16 protein-coding genes and 1 pseudogene are annotated in these 18,041 nt (G+C 62.3%); 4 read left to right on the forward strand and 13 right to left on the reverse strand.

What is annotated here, in order from left to right:
* From BN9444_RS13065 to clpS, 3 genes are all read right to left on the reverse strand, one after another.
* The coding region (locus tag BN9444_RS13065; RefSeq protein ID WP_199872869.1) for a P1 family peptidase at positions 1 to 219 on the reverse strand (219 nt) is incomplete at its 3' end.
* 12 nt (positions 220 to 231) lie between these two features.
* Positions 232 to 768: a DUF2017 domain-containing protein gene (locus tag BN9444_RS13070; protein WP_066491496.1), complete on the reverse strand. Its 537-nt coding sequence runs from the start codon at positions 766 to 768 to the stop codon at positions 232 to 234.
* Between the two features lie 19 nt (positions 769 to 787).
* Positions 788 to 1,111, reverse strand: coding sequence for an ATP-dependent Clp protease adapter ClpS (gene clpS, locus BN9444_RS13075; RefSeq protein ID WP_066491494.1), 324 nt, complete (start codon positions 1,109 to 1,111; stop codon positions 788 to 790).
* A gap of 524 nt (positions 1,112 to 1,635) precedes the next feature.
* Here clpS and BN9444_RS13080 point away from each other — a divergent pair.
* Both BN9444_RS13080 and BN9444_RS13085 read left to right on the forward strand, forming a co-directional pair.
* Positions 1,636 to 2,985, forward strand: a complete 1,350-nt coding sequence (locus BN9444_RS13080; protein ID WP_068802125.1) for a nicotinate phosphoribosyltransferase — start codon at positions 1,636 to 1,638, stop codon at positions 2,983 to 2,985.
* A 111-nt stretch (positions 2,986 to 3,096) separates the two neighbouring features.
* Positions 3,097 to 5,053: pseudogene (locus tag BN9444_RS13085) on the forward strand (ATP-dependent DNA helicase).
* A gap of 133 nt (positions 5,054 to 5,186) precedes the next feature.
* Here the strand turns inward: BN9444_RS13085 and BN9444_RS13090 are convergent.
* The 4 genes from BN9444_RS13090 to nrdF all read right to left on the reverse strand — a co-directional run bounded on the left by BN9444_RS13090 (position 5,187) and on the right by nrdF (position 10,333).
* Positions 5,187 to 5,909, reverse strand: a complete 723-nt coding sequence (locus BN9444_RS13090) for a peptidyl-tRNA hydrolase (protein WP_068802126.1) — start codon at positions 5,907 to 5,909, stop codon at positions 5,187 to 5,189.
* A complete protein-coding gene (gene serB, locus BN9444_RS13095; protein WP_068802127.1) occupies positions 5,906 to 7,078 on the reverse strand; it encodes a phosphoserine phosphatase SerB in 1,173 nt (390 codons plus the stop codon). Before serB ends, BN9444_RS13090 begins: the two co-directional genes overlap by 4 nt.
* Positions 7,079 to 7,164: 86 nt before the next feature.
* Positions 7,165 to 8,916, reverse strand: coding sequence for an aa3-type cytochrome oxidase subunit I (gene ctaD, locus BN9444_RS13100; RefSeq protein ID WP_066491481.1), 1,752 nt, complete (start codon positions 8,914 to 8,916; stop codon positions 7,165 to 7,167).
* Between the two features lie 427 nt (positions 8,917 to 9,343).
* Complete coding sequence (nrdF, locus tag BN9444_RS13105; RefSeq protein WP_066491475.1) at positions 9,344 to 10,333, reverse strand: class 1b ribonucleoside-diphosphate reductase subunit beta; 990 nt, start codon at positions 10,331 to 10,333, stop codon at positions 9,344 to 9,346.
* Between the two features lie 288 nt (positions 10,334 to 10,621).
* Between nrdF and BN9444_RS13110 the strand changes: the two genes are divergently transcribed.
* Entirely contained in the window at positions 10,622 to 11,335 is a 714-nt protein-coding gene (locus BN9444_RS13110) for a FadR/GntR family transcriptional regulator (RefSeq protein ID WP_066491470.1), read from the forward strand.
* A gap of 132 nt (positions 11,336 to 11,467) precedes the next feature.
* On the opposite strand, the gene nrdE is transcribed toward BN9444_RS13110, so the two are convergent.
* The 5 genes from nrdE to BN9444_RS13135 form a co-directional block, all read right to left on the reverse strand.
* Positions 11,468 to 13,630: a class 1b ribonucleoside-diphosphate reductase subunit alpha gene (nrdE, locus tag BN9444_RS13115; protein WP_066491466.1), complete on the reverse strand. Its 2,163-nt coding sequence runs from the start codon at positions 13,628 to 13,630 to the stop codon at positions 11,468 to 11,470.
* Positions 13,631 to 13,787: 157 nt separating this feature from the next.
* Positions 13,788 to 14,216 (reverse strand): class Ib ribonucleoside-diphosphate reductase assembly flavoprotein NrdI, encoded by a 429-nt coding sequence (gene nrdI / locus BN9444_RS13120; protein ID WP_066491463.1) that lies wholly within the window; start codon positions 14,214 to 14,216, stop codon positions 13,788 to 13,790.
* 81 nt (positions 14,217 to 14,297) lie between these two features.
* A complete protein-coding gene (gene nrdH / locus BN9444_RS13125) occupies positions 14,298 to 14,531 on the reverse strand; it encodes a glutaredoxin-like protein NrdH (protein WP_066491460.1) in 234 nt (77 codons plus the stop codon).
* 681 nt (positions 14,532 to 15,212) lie between these two features.
* Positions 15,213 to 15,335, reverse strand: a complete 123-nt coding sequence (gene ykgO, locus BN9444_RS13130) for a type B 50S ribosomal protein L36 (RefSeq protein WP_012732041.1) — start codon at positions 15,333 to 15,335, stop codon at positions 15,213 to 15,215.
* Positions 15,336 to 15,454: 119 nt separating this feature from the next.
* Positions 15,455 to 16,789, reverse strand: a complete 1,335-nt coding sequence (locus BN9444_RS13135; protein ID WP_066511740.1) for a sugar porter family MFS transporter — start codon at positions 16,787 to 16,789, stop codon at positions 15,455 to 15,457.
* 27 nt (positions 16,790 to 16,816) lie between these two features.
* Between BN9444_RS13135 and nadE the strand changes: the two genes are divergently transcribed.
* Positions 16,817 to 17,641, forward strand: a complete 825-nt coding sequence (nadE, locus tag BN9444_RS13140; RefSeq protein ID WP_066491933.1) for an ammonia-dependent NAD(+) synthetase — start codon at positions 16,817 to 16,819, stop codon at positions 17,639 to 17,641.
* Between the two features lie 24 nt (positions 17,642 to 17,665).
* On the opposite strand, the gene BN9444_RS13145 is transcribed toward nadE, so the two are convergent.
* Positions 17,666 to 18,041 (reverse strand): fructosamine kinase family protein (locus BN9444_RS13145; RefSeq protein ID WP_154666923.1); only part of this gene is annotated, 376 nt, incomplete at its 5' end.

The raw sequence follows: 18,041 nt of genomic DNA on the forward strand, positions 1-18,041 counted from the left end.
GCGCATGGCGCCGTCCGCCGCGGCGAGGCCAAAGGCGGACCCACCGGAGAGAACAATGGCGTGGACGCGCTCTACCGTATTATGCGGCTCGAGAAGATCGGTCTCACGGGTGCCGGGACCGCCGCCGCGGACATCGACGGACGCGACGGCGCCCTGCGGGCCGGCGTAGAGGACGGTGACGCCCGTGTCTCCGAGCGTGGCGTGGCCGATGGAAACCATGCGCCCGACCGCCTAGTTCATCATGGCCTGGAGCAGCGAATCCTGCGCAAAGGCGAGCCACTCGATGATGGCTTCCTGATCCGCAAGGGCTCCCTCGCCGCGCATATCGCCCGCGGCAACGTAGAGGCGCAGGTCGTTCAGACCTGCGACAAACGCGGGGGCCTCGGATTCTTCGATGGAAACCTCGACGCCACCGGTGGGGCCGAGTGCCTCGTTGATGACCTGGAGGTTCTGTAGCTTTGCGCGCGCGATGTCGTTTTCGTGGAGTGATCGCAGCAGCGCATTATCGCCTTCGAATTCCTCGTCTCCTTCCTTCTCAAAGTCCGGGAAGAGACGCGCGAGCGACGGATCCTCGGGGGCCTCCTTATGGCCGGAGGCAATGCCCATCATCTCCGCCAAGTCGTCCTTGGGCGCGGACTGGGCGCGCTTGATGATCGCCTCGGAGACCGTCGCCGTGAGATCGCCTATGACCTCGCGCTCGATGGGTTCAAAGCGCGTGACGTACCGCGCCGGACGCATGAGCGACTTTTTCTTCTTCCATGCCTGCATGTATTCAGTCCTGTCTGCTCTAGCCGGCCTGCTGCATGGTGGCCCACAGACCAGCAATCTGCAGCTTCTTTACGTCGGCCTCAATCTTGTCGCGCTCGCCCGTGCTCACTGCGGCCTTGCCTTCGGTATGGACCTGCATCATGAGCTCGTTCGCGCGCTTCTTGTCATAACCCAGCACGGTCTGGAAGACATAGGAGACATAGGACATGAGGTTGACCGGATCGTCCCACACGATGCACATCCACGGCAGGTTTTCGCTCGTGGCGACATCAATCTGAATGTCTTCATCCAGCTCCGGGGTGGCCATCGGCGAACCGAGGGTCGGGTTAAGGGAGAGATTCATGGTACTTAGCCTAATCAATCTGTCCCTCTTTCGACCACAGTCCGCCCCACCGGCGCGTGAGAAAGAGCGCAATTGCCTTGCCAAGGGCGTAAATTAATCTCAGAAACTGTTTATTTCCTATTTCGAGAGCTGCATTCTCTCCCCTCCCTCTGTGAACGAACCCATCAACGTCCCCCAGCTCTGTGCCGAGCTTCGCAACGGCAATCTGAGTCTGTAGAGTCTGGTCAATCTGGTCACAACTGCGTGGACGGTCGCAGCCCTCATTGGCACTCTCTTCATCTTCGTCGGTGCCGCGAAGGACGGCTCCTCGACCCCGGCGGGTGATTCCACCGATGGACGACGTGAGATGCTGCTCAACCCCTCGCTCACCACGATCGGCGTAGCGTACGACTACAACAGCGGCTACGTCGACACCGTTGTGACAATGGAGTAAGTTCGCGAGCCCCCGGCGTTGCCGTGGTGATCTGCACTGGGGCTTGTTAAAGACCTCACAAAATATCGTGCGCCGCGTATGATTGAGCGGCATGAATGACTCTGCTTCCGCCGTTTCCTCCCCTGCCAGCCGCTCGACGGGCTTGTTGACCGATAAGTACGAGCTCACCATGCTTCAGGCAGGGCTGCGTGACGGCACCGCGCACCGTAAGGCCGCTTTCGAAGTTTTCGCTCGCCGCTTGCCGGGCGAGCGCCGTTACGGCGTGGTCGCGGGCATCCCGCGCGTGCTCAAAGCCATTGAGGACTTCCGCTTCACCGAGGACCAGCTTGCAGACCTCGACTTCCTCGACGAGCAGACGATTGAGTACCTGCGTAATTACCGTTTCTCCGGCCAGGTGGACGGCTACCGCGAAGGCGAGCTCTACTTCCCTAATTCGCCGCTGCTGACCGTGCGCGGCACGTTTGGCGAATGCGTCATCCTCGAAACAGTCATCCTGTCCATCATGAACGCGGACTCTGCGGTGGCATCGGCAGCCTCCCGCATGGTGGTGGCCGCAGACGGCCGCCCGATCATCGAGATGGGCTCGCGCCGCACGCACGAGTACGCCGCGGTCACCGCGACCCGCGCCGCGTACCTTGCGGGCTTTACCTCCACGTCGAACCTTGAGGCAGCGTACCGCTACGGCATTCCGGCTTCTGGCACGGCGGCGCATGCGTGGACGCTCGCCCACGTCAACGATGACGGCACGCCGAACGAGGAGGCCGCTTTCCGTTCGCAGATTGAAACGGACGGCGTGGACACCACCCTGCTCGTCGACACCTACGACATTACGAAGGGCGTGGAGACGGCCATCAAGGTCGCGGGCACGGAACTCGGCGGCGTGCGCATCGACTCCGGCGACTTGGGTGCCGTGACGCGCCGCGTGCGCAAGCAACTCGATGACCTGGGCGCGCACAACACGCGCATTGTTGTTTCCTCCGACTTGGATGAGTTCTCCATTGCGGGTCTGCGCGGCGACCCAGTCGACGGCTACGGCGTGGGCACGTCCGTGGTCACCGGCTCCGGCGAGCCGACCGCGTCCATGGTCTACAAGGTTGTTGAGGTCGAGGGCCACCCCGTGGCCAAGCGTTCCTCCTCCAAGCGCTCCGTAGGCGGAGCCAAGCGCGCCATTCGCACGCACCGCTCCACTGGCGTCGCGCTCGAGGAAGTCGTCTTCCCCTTCGACGCGGAGCAGCCGGAAGTTCCGTCGCACCTCACGGTGCGCGAACTCACCGTGCCGCTCATGCGCGACGGGCATGTGGTCGAGGGCCTGCCCACGCTCGAGGAATCCCGAGCCTTCCTCGCTGAAATCCGCGGCACCCTGCCGTGGGAGGGCCTGGCGCTGTCCAAGGGCGATGTGCCGGTGTCAACGCGCATGGTGGGCTTCCCGCCAGCCAAGTAGTCCATCGGCTTTCTTTCCCGCACGGTGATCGCCTGACGCGTCCACGCCTCGTCGCCCTTCCGCATGTTTAGCTGCCTTCAGCACGTTGGGGCAGCAGGCTAGACTGGCCGGGTGGAGAAATCGACCGAAGAGCTTCTAGAGTCCGCCGTCGCCGCCTTGGGTGGTGCCCGCCGCGAAGGCCAAGTCCGCATGGCCAAGGCCGTGACCAAGGCCTTCGAGACCCAGCGCCACCTCGCCGTCCAGGCGGGCACTGGTACGGGTAAGTCGCTGGCCTACCTCGTGCCCTCCCTGCGTCACGCCCAAGGCGCGGAGACCTCGGTCATCGTCTCGACGGCGACGCTCGCGCTGCAGCGGCAGCTCGTCCACCGCGACCTCCCGCGGCTCACCGAGGCGCTGGCCGAGGAGATGGACCGCGAGCCCACCTTCGCCATTATGAAAGGCCGCGCGAACTACCTCTGCCTCAATAAGCTGGCGCAGCCGGAGTCGCCGGAAGCCATGCTCGATGACGGCGCGGGGCTCGATGGTAGCTCGTGGCGCGAGCGCGCCGCCCAACGCGTCACGGAATGGGCCCAGGAAACGGAGACGGGGGACCGTGACGACCTCGAGCCAGGCGTCCCAGACGACGTGTGGAAGGCGTTTTCCGTCACCTCCCGCGAATGCCTAGGGGCCTCGCGCTGCCCGCACGGCGAGGACTGCTTTGCAGAGCTCGCCCGCCGCGAGGCCGCGGACGCAGACGTCATCGTCACTAACCACGCGCTGCTCGCCATCGACGCGCTCTCCGAGGCCAACATCCTGCCCGACCACGATGCCGTGGTCATCGACGAGGCGCACGAACTCGATGACCGAATTACCTCCGTCACGACCGCGGAGATTACCGCCCGCGTCATCTCCATGGCGGGCAACCGCGTCAAGGCACTCGCCTCGGACTCCGGCTTGACGGACCTCGCGGAGGAATTCACCATCGTCACCGCGGATTGCCCTGAGGGCCGCTGGACGGACATGCCCGAGCCCGTCTCCCAGCACCTCACCGGTATGGAAGACACCCTTCGGCGCATGCGTGAGAAGATCGCCCGTGCGCCCGAAGGCGAACAAAAGGACGACCCAGAGAAGTTCGCGGAGCGCCAGAACCTCACCAATCACCTCTCCGATCTCGCCGAGGCCGTCGCCCGCATGCGCGCCGTCTTTGCCCAAGGCAACCCGGCTGAGCACGAGGACGTCGTGTGGCTCTCGCGCCGCAATGGGGACGGCCCCGCCACCCTCGCGGTCGCGCCGCTGTCTGTCGCGGACCTGTTGCGCTCCAATCTCTTTGGCGAACAGACCGTCGTGCTCACCTCAGCCACGCTGGCCCTCGGCGGCCGCTTCGACGTCATGGCCACGCAATGGGGCCTGCCCACCGGCACGTGGGATTCGCTCGACGCCGGCACGCCCTTCGATCCCGCGAAGTCCGGCATCCTCTACAACGCAGCACACCTGCCGCAGCCCGGCCGCGACGGATTGTCCCCGGAAACCCTCGCGGAAATCTATGAGCTCATCATGGCCGCGGGCGGGCGCACCCTCGGCCTCTTCTCATCCCGCCGCGCCGCGAATCAGGCTGCCGATGCCCTCCGTGCCCGCCTCCCCTTCGACCTCTACGTCCAAGGAGACGACACGATCGGCGCGCTCGTCGATACATTCGCGAAGAACGAGAATTCCTGTCTCTTCGGCACGCTCACGCTGTGGCAGGGCGTCGACGTCCCCGGACCGGCCTGCTCGCTCGTCCTCATCGACCGCATTCCGTTCCCCCCGCCCCGATGATCCCCTCATGCAGGCACGCACCGATGCCGCCAAGGCCGCGGGCCGCAACGGTTTCATGGAAGTCTCGGCGACGCACGCAGCACTCCTCATGGCGCAGGGCGCCGGCCGGCTGCTGCGCCACGTCGGCGACCGTGGCGTCGTCGCCGTCCTCGACCCACGCTTGGAGACCAAGCGCTACGGCGGCTTCCTCAAGGCCTCGATGCCGCGCTTCTGGCAAACCACGAACCCAGAGACCGTCCGCGGCGCACTCAAACGGCTCGTGCAGCAGCTCTAGCACGCGCTCGCACCGGCTACGCGCCGGATTTCGGAACAACGAAGGTCCAGATTTTTCGACAATCTGGGCCTTCGATGTCCTAAGATTCCGACTCTGTCGTTGCAGCCTCCAGCACCAGGTGTCAGCGGCGAACCTAGGCCGCAGGAAGCGCGACCACCGTCGCCGAGTCCGGCGCAACCTCGGTGTAGCCCGCGTCGCGAACAACCACAGCACCGGGGCGTGCGCAGGCAGCCTGGAACTCGGCCGTGGGCAGCTCGCGTACGGACAGCGGGAAACCACGCTCGGCCCAGTCCGCGACCCAGGCATAAGGCTGTGCCGCGGCGAGCAGCATAGAACCGTGACCGACCTGGGCAGCGGCTTTGCCGGCGGTCATCGCAAGCCCCTCGTCGATGTAGATGACGGGCTCGCCCGGCGTTGCGGGCCCGGGCACATCGTGCTCGAGCTCGGTGTGGCCGATCTGCAGCTTGGAGATGAGCGTGTCCACGTCTACCACCGCCGAGGGCGCAAACGCGCGAGCACGGTCATCGACTGTGACGCCGGGCAGGTTCTGCACGTCGCGCCATGCCTTGTTGCGGGCGCGGCGGGCCACCTTGCGAATGCGATGGCCGTACCACGCCGCGAAGGCCTCGGCATAAGCGGTGTCGTCGCCGGCGCGCGGGTCAAGGCACGCAGCGACGACGGCACGTGCAGCGGCCTCGAGGACCTCCGTGCGTGTGGGCGTGTCCTGCTTGGGCAGGTTGAGCACAATCTGCATGGCCTGGATAGTCTCCGGACGGTCCGGATCCTCCGGGTCATCGCGCCAGGACCGGTCGTTGCAGGCCGCGGCGAGACGCGCATGCGCTACGGCGAGGCTCATTCGGCGTCCTCAGCCCGCACGACGTCATCAGACGGGATGCCGAGGATCTGCAGGATTTCGTCCATGTACGGGTGGTTGACCTGTGCGTCGGCCACCTCGCGCAAGGCCGGCTTAGCGTTAAACGCGATACCCAGTCCGGCGGCGGTAATCATGTCGATATCGTTTGCGCCATCGCCCACCGCAATGGTGCGCGACATGGAAATGCCCGCATCCGCAGCGAACTCGCGCAAAAAGTCTTCCTTCGCCTGGCGGTCGACCACCTTGCCAATGACGCGACCCGTGAGCTTGCCATCCTCGATCTCCAGGGTGTTAGCACGCACGTAGTCGAAATCGAGCTCCTTGGCCAGCCCCTCCAGCACCTGGATGAAGCCGCCCGAGACCACCGCCACGCGGTAGCCCAGGTTCTTCAGCGTGCGAATCGTCGTGCGCACGCCCGGGGTAAGCGTGAGCGACGCGGCGGTCTCGTCAATGACACTTGCCGGCAGACCCGCTAGCGTCGCGACGCGCTCACGCAGGGAATGCTCAAAATCAAGCTCGCCGCGCATGGCGCGCTCCGTGACCGCGGCAACCTCGGCCTCTTTACCGGCGTGGGCCGCGAGCATTTCGATGACCTCACCTGTGATCAACGTGGAGTCGCAGTCAAAGCAGATGAGACGACGCGAACGACGGGACAGGCCAGCGGACTCCACCGCGATGTCGATACCCAGCTGTGCCGAGAGTGCCGCCAGCGCTTTGCGCAGTGACTCCTCCTCGCCCGGCACCGTCACAGACAGGTCGAGAGCGGTGACGGGCTCCTGCGACAGGCCGCGAATACGATCGATGTTGACATTGAAGTTGGCCAGTTCCTGCGCAACAGAAGACAGGTGGGATGCCGTGAGGGGGCGCCCCATGACGACCACGGCGTGAGTGGAACGCGAGCGCGGCAGGGCATCGGAAAGCTCCGCAGAAATTTGCTGCTGGTAAATGCTCAAGGTATTGCGCAGCCCCTGCTCAATATCCTCGAGGCGGTTGGGGTTCAGGTCGACATAGGCAGACAATGAAATGCGGCCCGAGAACAGGGCCTGCTCGACGTCCACGAGCTCCACGTTGTAGGAGCCGAGAACGCGGAAGAAGGCGGCGGAGACGCCAGGCTTATCCGGGCCCGTGGTGGTAATCACAGCATTAGTCATGAATAAGATTATGAGCCTCTATAGGAAAAACGGCAAAAGCCGCCGCCCGTAACAGGCGGCGGCGAGAGCTTCAGGAGAGTACCGAATTAAACGGTGATGCCCTTACCGGACGGGTTCGTGCGTGCAGCGCCCTCGCGCGGGTCCGGCTTATGGCCAGCGTGTGCCTCGACGCGCATGCGCTTAACCATGTGCGGGTAGTGCAGCTCGAAGGCCGGGCGCTCCGAACGGATGCGCGGCAGGGACACGAAGTTGTGGCGCGGCGGCGGGCAAGAGGTCGCCCACTCGAGGGAGTTGCCGTAGCCCCACGGGTCGTCGACGGTGACGATCTCGCCGTAGCGCCAGGACTTGAAGACGTTCCAGACACACGGGATAACAGAAGCACCGAGGACGAAGGAGAAGACGGTGGAGATCTGGTTGTAGACCGTGAAGCCGTCAGACTCGAGGTAGTCGGCGTAACGACGCGGCATACCCATGTTGCCGACCCAGTGCTGAACCAGGAAGGTGCCGTGGAAGCCGATGAAGGTCAGCCAGAAGTGAATCTTGCCCAGGCGCTCGTCCAGCATACGGCCGGTCATCTTCGGGAACCAGAAGTACAAACCACCAAAGGCGGAGAACACGACGGTACCGAACAGCGTGTAGTGGAAGTGCGCGATGAGGAAGTAAGACTCAGCGAGGTGGAAGTCCAGTGCCGGGGAAGCCAGCATAACGCCGGTCATACCACCGAAGAGGAACGTTGCCAGGAAGCCCATGGCCCAGATCATCGGGGTCTCCCAGGTGATGTGACCCTTCCACATGGTGCCGACCCAGTTGAAGAACTTCACGCCGGTCGGGACCGCGATAAGGAACGTCATGAAGGAGAAGAACGGCAGCAGGATGGCGCCCGTGACGAACATGTGGTGTGCCCACACAGCCATGGACAGGGAGCCAATCGCCAGGACGGCGAAGACAAGGCCGATGTAGCCGAAGACCGGCTTACGGGAGAAGACCGGGACGATCTCGGAGATAACGCCGAAGAACGGAAGGGCCAGGACGTAGACCTCCGGATGGCCGAAGAACCAGAAGAGGTGCTGCCAAAGGATGGCGCCGCCGTTAGCGGAGTCGTAGATGTGACCGCCAAGCTTGCGGTCGTAGAGGACGCCCAGGGCGGCGGCGGTCAGCAGCGGGAAGATCATCAGGGCGATAACAGACGCCGTGAAGATGGCCCAGGTGAAGACCGGCATACGGAACATGGTCATGCCCGGTGCGCGCATGGTCAAAATGGTGGTGACCATGTTGATAGCGGAAGCAATGGTACCGACACCGGTAGCACCGACGCCAACGATCCACATGTCAGCGCCAATGCCGGGGGTGTGGACGGAGTCTGCCAGCGGCATGTACATCGTCCAGCCGAAGTCAGCAGCGCCACCCGGGGTAGCGAAGCCGAGGAGCATGACGATGCCGCCGAGGAAGGTGATCCAGAAGCCGAAAGAGTTCAAACGCGGGAAAGCCACGTCCGGTGCGCCAATCTGCAGCGGCAGGACGTAGTTACCGAAGCCCCAGACAACCGGGGTAGCGAACAGCAGCAGCATGACGGTGCCGTGCATGGTGAACAGCTGGTTGAACTGCTCGTTAGAGAGGAACTGCAGACCCGGGCTGAACAGCTCGGCGCGGATGAGCAGTGCCATGAGGCCACCGAGGAAGAAGAAGCTGAAGGCCATGATCAAATACATGATGCCGAGCTGCTTGTGGTCGGTGGTGGTCAAAAACACCCAAGCCTTGGAACCGTTCTTGCCGTTTCCTTGAGGCTCCGGGCGGGTGGGCTGGACATAATTTTCCAGCCTTGGCGCCACAGCGGTCATAAAATCCTCCTGAATGTAAGACGCGTGGGACTGCAGTCGCGCGCGCCGTTGGTTTACAGGCGTTAATAATAGGCGAGCCGGCGGGCGTTTTTCCAGCCCTTCCCAATGTTGAACATTCCGCTCACCTGCACATGTGACACATGTGACTCACATTCCTGCAGGACGTGCGCCGTCCGTCGAAATAGTTCCATATTCGCCCAAGGTTTTTAAGTGGTGTACCCCACAGAAACGCTGGGACGTGCCTGGTAAAAAGCTACGAACTGTACCCCCGGTAGGTATCAACCGATCGGTTGATCGCCCCTGAGGTCTCAGCGCCCCTCCCCATTGGACTACGGCCCAAGACACGACGAAAGCGCCGGCACCACACCGACGCTTTCCTTATATATAGGCCTGCTGCGCGCTCCCCCGCGGCGCGCTAGCCCTGAGATTAGAAGTCCCAGTCGTCATCCGTGGTGTCCTCGGCCTTGCCGATGACGTAGGACGAACCAGAGCCCGAGAAGAAGTCATGGTTCTCGTCCGCGTTCGGCGACAGCGAGGAGAGGATGGCCGGCGATACGCGCGTCTCATCCGCCGGGAAGAGGCCCTCATAGCCCAGGTTGTTGAGCGCCTTGTTCGCGTTGTAACGCAGGAAGCGCTTGACGTCCTCAGTCCAGCCCAGGTCGTCGTAAAGATCCTCGGTGTAGTCGATCTCGTTGTCGTAGAGATCGTAGAGAAGGTCGAAGGTGTAGGCCTTGAGCTCTTCCTGCTCGGCCTCGCCGAGCTTCTTCACGCCCTGCTGATACTTGTAGCCGATGTAGTAGCCGTGCACGGCCTCGTCGCGAATGATGAGGCGGATGATATCCGCCGTGTTGGTCAGCTTCGCGCGCGAGGAGAAGTACATGGGCAGGTAGAAACCGGAGTAGAAAAGGAAGGACTCGAGCAGCGTCGAGGCGACCTTCTTCTTCAGCGGATCCTCGCCCTCGTAGTACGACAGGACAATCTTCGCCTTCTTCTGCAGGTTTTCGTTTTCCTCAGACCAACGGAATGCGTCGTTGATCTCCGGCGTACTGGCCAGCGTCATAAAGATATTGGAGTACGACTTCGCGTGGACGGACTCCATGAACGCGATATTGGTATAGACCGCCTCCTCGTGAAGCGTCTGGGAATCCGGCAACAGCGAGATAGCGCCCACGGTGCCCTGGATGGTGTCAAGCAAGGTCAGGCCGGTAAACACACGCATGGTGGTTTCCTTTTCCTTGTCATTGAGTGTCTTCCAGGACGGGATGTCATTGGACACCGGAATCTTTTCTGGCAGCCAGAAGTTGCCGGTCAGGCGGTCCCAGACTTCCGCGTCCTTTTCATCCGGAACGGTGTTCCAGTTGATCGCCTTGATGGGCTTCTCATGGCTATTGACGTACGCCTCGTAATCCTGCGTCACTGCAGACTCCCCTTGCTCTGTCGGAAAGGATGTGTGTAACTCGTGCAAGTCTACCCGTCCGCGCCCCCTCCAGCACAGCCGCAGGTCACTGGGATCAGTTAAGATCTTTTATTCCTTGATCGATACCGTACATAACGTTGTGTACAGGTCATATTTCAAATTTGCTACATGGAATTTCGCTTAAAGTCTAGCCTTGATATGACTTACGATTTATCTTGATGATGGAAAGCCAAGGTCTAGTTTCCAAAAAATCATATTATTCCCCTATCTTTCCCAAAGGAGCACACAATGACGACTTCAACCCACGCAGAGGCGGCAGTCCCCCTCTTGTCGCACGTTCTCGATGAGATCGGTGCAGAAATCGTCACCGGCGTGATCAAGACCGATCAACGCTTCACACTTCAGGACATTTCCGTGCGTTTCGGCATTTCACGCACCGTCGCGCGCGAGGCCATGCGCGCCCTCGAGCAAATGGGCTTGGTCATGTCCTCACGCCGAGTGGGACTTACCGTCCTCCCCATGACCGAATGGAACGTTTTCGACCAGCAAGTTATCAACTGGCGCTTAGCCGGCGAGAAGTCCCGCGGCCCGCAGCTGCACTCCCTCAACCAGGTGCGTTTGGCCATCGAGCCCATCGCCGCGCGTCTTGCCGCCAGCACGGCCAGCGAGGAGCAGCGTGGAGAGATCCTCGATCTGGCACTGCGCCTGCACGAGCTGGAGGTCTCCCCCAGCCACCGTGTCGGCGAGGAGCTGGCTATCGATCTCCGCTTCCACGCGTCCATCCTCTACGCCTCCGGCAATGAGATGTTCGCGGCCTTGGCGCCGTCTCTGCTGGCCATGCTCAAGGGCAAGTCCGTCTACGGTTCCCGCAAGCGTGACCCCATGTCCGGCACCGTGGATCTCCACATCGAGCTGGCAGAGGCCATCCGCGATGGCGAGGCCGCTCAGGCCGAGCGTCTCGCCCGCGAGATTCTGGATGAGACCAGCTCCACCAGCATCTAGCCACAGGCTCCAGGCAGGTTCGCGCTTGCCGATGCCTCCTACCCTCGGCACAGCGCCCCCTCACCGGCGAATGCCCCGTCGCTCCATTCAGTATGAACGGAGCGACGGGGCATTCCTCATATCGCGTGCTGCTTAGAGCATGCAGGACACGCAGCCTTCAACCTCGGTGCCCTCGAGTGCCATCTGACGCAGGCGGATGTAGTACAGGGACTTAATGCCCTTGCGCCATGCGTAAATCTGCGCCTTGTTGATGTCGCGGGTGGTCACGGTGTCCTTGAAGAAGAGCGTGAGAGACAGCGACTGGTCCACGTATTTCGTGGCCTCAGCGTAGGTGTCGATGATCTTCTCGTAGCCCACCTCGTAAGCATCCTGGAAGTACTCAAGGTTGTCGTTATCCATGTGCGGAGCCGGGTAATAGACACGGCCGATCTTGCCTTCCTTACGGATCTCGATCTTGGAGGCAATCGGGTGGATGGACGAGGTCGAGTTGTTGATGTAGGAAATCGAACCCGTCGGCGGGACAGCCTGGAGGTAGCGGTTGTAGAGGCCGTGCTCCATGACGTCTGCCTTAAGCTGCGCCCACTCGTCCGCGGTCGGGGTGTGGATCGAGGAAGCATCGAAAAGCTCCTGGACGCGCGGAGTGCGCGGCTTGAACCCCTCCGGATCAAAGTTGTCGAAGTACGCGCCAGAGGCGTACTCGGACTTCTCGAAGTCGGCGAAGCGCACGCCGCGTTCCTTCGCAATGGCGTTGGAGGCGCGCAGCGCGGCGTAAAGCACCGCCGCGAAGTAGGCGTTGGTGAAGTCCAAGCCTTCCTCCGAACCGTAGTAGATGTGCTCGCGGCCCAGGTAGCCGTGCAGGTTCATCTGGCCCAAGCCAATGGCGTGCGCGTCATCGTTGCCCTTGCGGATGGACGGCACAGAGTTAATTGCCGTGCTATCCGAAACGGAGGTCAGTCCGCGCACGGCAGTCTCCACGGTCTTGGCGAAGTCCGGGGAATCCATGGTCATCGCGATATTGAGCGAGCCCAGGTTGCACGAGATATCGGAGCCCAACTTCTCGTAAGAGAGATCGTCATTGAACTCGGAGGGCTCGTTGATCTGCATGATCTCGGAGCAGAGGTTTGACATATTGATCCAGCCGGTCTTTACCGGGGTCGCACGGTTCACGGTGTCCTCGAACATGATGTACGGGTAGCCGGACTCAAACTGGATCTCCGCGATGGTCTGGAAGAAGTGGCGCGCGTTGATCTTCTTCTTGTGGATGCGCGGATCCTCGACCATCTCGGCGTAGTGCTCGGTAATGGAGATATCGCCGAAGGCCTTGCCGTAGACGCGCTCCACGTCGTACGGGCTAAACAGGTACATATCGTCGTTCTTGCGGGCCAGCTCGAACGTGATATCCGGGATGACGACGCCGAGCGAGAGGGTCTTAATACGGATCTTCTCGTCCGCGTTCTCGCGCTTGGTGTCGAGGAAGCTCAGGATGTCCGGGTGGTGGGCGTTGAGGTACACCGCGCCGGCGCCCTGGCGAGCACCGAGCTGGTTGGCGTAGGAGAAGGAATCCTCGAGCAGCTTCATGACCGGGATGACACCGGAGGACTGGTTCTCGATATGCTTGATGGGCGCGCCGGACTCGCGGATATTCGACAGGAGCAGAGCCACGCCGCCGCCGCGCTTGGACAGCTGCAGAGCGGAGTTGATGGAGCGACCGATGGATTCCATGTTGTCCTCAATACGCAGGAGGAAGCAGGACACGAGCTCGCCGCGCTGCGCCTTACCTGCATTGAGGAAGGTCGGGGTGGCCGGCTGGAAGCGGCCGGTCATGATTTCATCCACGAGGTTCTCAGCGAGAGCCGTATCACCATCAGCGAGGAAGAGCGCCGTCATGGACACACGATCCTCGAAGCGCTCGAGGTAACGGCGGCCATCGAAGGTCTTCAGCGTGTAGGACGTGTAGTACTTGAACGCACCGAGGAAGGACTGGAAGCGGAACTTGTACGAGTACGCACGCTTGAACAGCGACTTGATGAAGGCGAAGTCATAGGCGTCGATGACGGCCTTGTCGTAGTAGTTGTTCGTGATGAGGTAGTCGATCTTCTCTTCCAGATCGTGGAAGTAGACCGTGTTCTGGTTGACGTGCTGAAGGAAGTACTGGTTTGCCGCCTCACGGTCCTTGTCGAACTGGATGCGACCGTTCTCGTCATAGAGGTTAAGAAGCGCGTTGAGCGCGTGGTAATCGAGTTGCTGCTCCTGGGTGACCGGTTCCGGAACGGTCTTTCCTACAAGATTCGACACGTATGAGCCCTTCCTAAAATTCGTGGGGTATAACGACTGCGTACGCCCACTTTAGTTTTGCTTGGCCACGGCCGCAGGGCACGTGGTCACAGCACTGAACTGATAAACCCCCGGCAGGCGCAGACGGCGCCTGGCCGAGGGATGGAAATATGAAGTTTTACGCCGCCTCGAGGCCCAGATCCTGGGCCGCTCCCAGGAGACCCTCGCGGCACAGACGAACATCCTCGTCCGTACCCAGGAGCTCGAAGCGATAGACATAGGGAACCTTGCACTTGGCAGCGATAACATCGCCCGCCTTGCCAAAGTCTGCACCGAAGTTCGAGTTTCCGCCGGCAATCACCGCGCGGATAAGCGAACGGTTGTGTTCGTCATTAAGGAAACGAATGACCTGTGGCGGCACAGGACGCGAGTTCTGGTGCGAGATGCTCGCGCCGCCACCATAGGTGGGACACACCAGCACATACGGCTCATCAACGATGAGCGGCTCTTCCGACTTGCGGAGGGGAATGCGGGCGCTGGGCAGACCAAGTTTGTCTACGAAGCGGCGCGTATTTTCCGTGGCGGAGGAGTAGTACACGACCAACATGGTGCGACCTTCTTTGTTTGTGCGGTATGAAACGGTGCCGCGCGGCTCACGTGGAGACCACGCTGCCGGAGCTAGCCAGAACTAGGCAGCAGCCTTCGCCAGGGACTTGATGCGGTCCGGACGGAAGCCAGACCAGTGCTCACCGTCGACCTCGACGACCGGTGCGGCGACGTAGCCGAGAGCCATGATGTAGTCACGAGCCTCGTCATCCATGGAAACATCGATGATGTTGTACTCAAGACCTGCGCGGTCGAGAGCCTTCTTCGTAGCGTTGCACTGGACGCAAGCGGGCTTGGTGTAAACGGTGATAGACATAGCGGCGATTCCCTTAAGATAAAGCTGAGTTTCTCGGTCGTTGAAGGCGTGTGCGATTGCGTCGCAGCGGGCCCATTCCCTCCTTCCCCGGAGGACTGCTGACCGCCACAAGCGAGCGCCTTAGCTCGACCGCTTCAACATGAATGACACTATACTTTGTGGCCATATGCCGCAACCGATACTAGATATAGTAGTTACAGGGATGGAATTCCCAGCTGGGCACTGCCCCCAGCCCTACATGTTGGTAGCCGCTTCACACCCACGAAGTTACACACATGGAATTCCCCAGACTTATCCACAACCCGTCCCTGGGAAATTCACAGGGCGCGTGAGCAACGTCACATTTTTTGTGCAACCGCCATCCCCCTGCCGGACGTTCCCCGATAGCCTGTGGCGTCGCTCAACGCCGCCGAACTCGTGCCATCGCCCCTTCTCCCCTGCCTTCGCGTTAGGCGCACACTGCCAGGCCCCTCGCGGCCAGAACGGCCCGCACGACAGCCCGCACTCCCACGGGGATGACTACGCCCCGGAGCCACAACCCAGCCGACCCTAGCGTGACCCTCACACTCCGTCGATTCGACTTTCGTCCATTTCCCCAGCCACCCCAAGGCTAAGACAAAACGCACTGCGCCCCGCGGCCACAAAACCGTGGCGCGGGGCGCAGTGAAAGATGTGCAGTTCTTAGCCCTGGCGAGCCTTGAAGCGCGGATCCTTCTTGTTGATCACGAAGACCTTGCCGTGACGGCGCACAACCTGAGCGCCCGGCTTGTTCTTCAGCGACCGAAGCGACTTGCGGACCTTCATCGGGCGCTCCTTTCGTTATGCGCTATAAATAAACAGCGGGTGAATAATATAGCATGACACATACGCGTCATGACACGAGGTGAAATGTTACCCCACGCCCTACCCATACACCAAAACGCTTAGTCTTCGGAGTAGCGACGCCGCAGGGTGCGGCCCACCTCTTCAAGACTGCGGCCCATCGTTTCCGGTACGAGCGCACGCGTATAACCCATGGCCACGATGCCCAGCACACCGAGGATAGCGAAGGCTATGGGACCGGTGAGCCACTCGACCAGCGGCAGAAAGAACTGTGCCACGACCCAGTTCGCGGCCCAGAGGGTCAGCCCCGCGATACCCATGCCCAGCCCGCGCACGCGCAGCGGCACGAGCTCAGAGATAAGCAGCCAGGTCGTGGGTGAGACGGCGGCCTGCTGCGAGGCGATGAAGACCGCCATGAAGATGAGCGAGACCCCGGCCATGGTCGTGGAGTCCTCCGCAAAGGAATAGACCACGGCGAGGATAAAGAGGGACACGGCGTTACCCGCGAGGCCAATGAGAAGAAGGCGCCGGCGGCCAATCCGGTCGACGACGTGGAGTCCGGCCCAGCACGCAACGACGGAGACGGCACCGATGAGCATGGAGGTGTAGACAGAGTTCTGTGTCGAGATGCCCACGTGGTTCATCATCGTCGGGGCGAAGTACACGATGGCGTTAACCCCGGTGATCTGTTGAGTCAGCCCCATGAGCATGGCCAGACCTACCGAGACGCGCATCCAGCGACTGCTGAGGAGCTCGCGTAGCTGCGTGCCGACAGACGGGGCGGCGTCATCCGTATCCATGTCAGGAACAGGCATATTGGTTCGGCACGCCACGCGTGCGGCGGTGCGGCTGTGGCCGTGCTGCGTGAGCCACGTGGGAGTCTCCGGCAGGAAGGCCATGCCCACGGCGAGCAGGGTGCCAGGAACGGCAGCAAGCCCCAGCATGAGACGCCAGTTGCCGCCGCTAGCCAGGGCGGAGTTCACGAGATAGGCGGCAAGCTGTCCCACCACGATCATGAGAGTATTGAGCGAGACCATGCGTCCGCGCACGCGAGCGGGGACCATCTCCGCGATATACATGGGCGACACGATGGACACGGTGCCGACGGCGACGCCGAGGAAGGCGCGGGCGCAGGCAAGCCCCGTTATGGATTCCGACAGGGCACACCACACTGAGCCCAGGACGAAGACTATGCCGCCGAGGATGAGGGTGATGCGACGGCCGAGGAGGTCTGCGACGCGGCCGGCCACGAGCGCGCCCAGGGCCGCGCCGATAAGCAGCGTGGAGGTCACCAGCCCCTCCCCGTGGGCAGACATGCCAAACTCCGGCGCAATAAAAAGGAGGGCCCCAGACATGACGCCTGTGTCATAGCCGAAGAGTACTCCGCCGAGCGCGGCTATGCCCGCGACAAGGCGAATGTAAGTGCGTTCATTCACGAGCAGCTATTGTTCCAGCCCACTACGATGGGCTGCATGTCTACTACCACCGGAAATCTCCAGTCCACCATCATAAAAGCGCTGGGTGTTAAGCCCTTTATCGATCCAGACCGAGAGATTGAGACCCGCGTCACCTACCTCGTGGACTACCTGCGCACGACCGGCGCGAAGGGCTTTGTCCTTGGCATTTCCGGCGGCCAGGATTCCACTCTCGCCGGCAAGCTCGCCCAGCTGGCGTGCGACCGCGTCGACGGCGCGGAGTTCTACGCCGTGCGCCTGCCCCACGGCGTGCAGGCGGACGAGGAGGACGCGCAGGTGGCGTTGCGATTTATTGAGCCGGATCACTCCCTCACGGTCAATATCAAGGACGCAACGGCGGCGCTTGATGACGCAGTCGCGCAACAGCTAGGCAAGGTCGGCCTTGGCGACTTCAACCGTGGCAACGTGAAGGCTCGTCTACGTATGACGGCGCAGTACGCGCTCGCCGGCGAGGTGGGCGCGCTCGTGCTCGGAACGGATCACGCCGCAGAAAATGTCACCGGATTCTTCACCAAGTGGGGCGACGGCGCAGCGGATCTGCTGCCGCTCGAGGGACTCAACAAGCGCCAGGGTGCAGCGCTCCTCCAGGCCCTCGGCGCGCCGGACTCCACGTGGGAGAAGATCCCCACAGCCGACCTCGAGGAGGACAAGCCGCAGCTGCCGGACGAGCAGGCGCTCGGCGTGACCTATACCGATATCGATGATTTCCTGGAAGGCAAGGAGGTCTCCCCCGCTGCGCAGGAGCGCATCGAGGAGCTGTGGCGCCGCGGCGCACACAAGCGCCGCATGCCGGGCGGTCCGGTCACTAATTAGTCGGACGCTCCGCCGCGGGCGGCGCTAGCGCAGAAGCTCGAGCGTCGCCTGCGCCGCGCGCGTCAGTGGCTGGGCGTAGGCGGGTCCATGTGTCTGCGCGTGCACTGCGAGCGGATGGAGCTGGTGGAGCGGGAGCTGCTCCCAGATATCCTCCGGTGCGCCATAGCCGCCAAAGATCTCGTCGAGCAAGGGGGCATCGAACAGCGCGAGCATGCCCAAGTCGGTGTAGGGGTGGCCACCGTGCGCGGCGGGGTCAATCATGACGCCGCGCACTCCCCCGCCCGGAGCCGGGGTGAAGATGAGGTTGCCGGACCACAAGTCGCCGTGGAGGCGCGCGGGGGCGACGTCCCAGTCACGGGCAGCGATGGCGTCGCAGGCGCGCTCCACGAGGGCGAGGGCC

This window comes from Corynebacterium phoceense (genome assembly GCF_900092335.1).
Classification (GTDB): Bacteria; Actinomycetota; Actinomycetes; order Mycobacteriales; family Mycobacteriaceae; genus Corynebacterium; species Corynebacterium phoceense.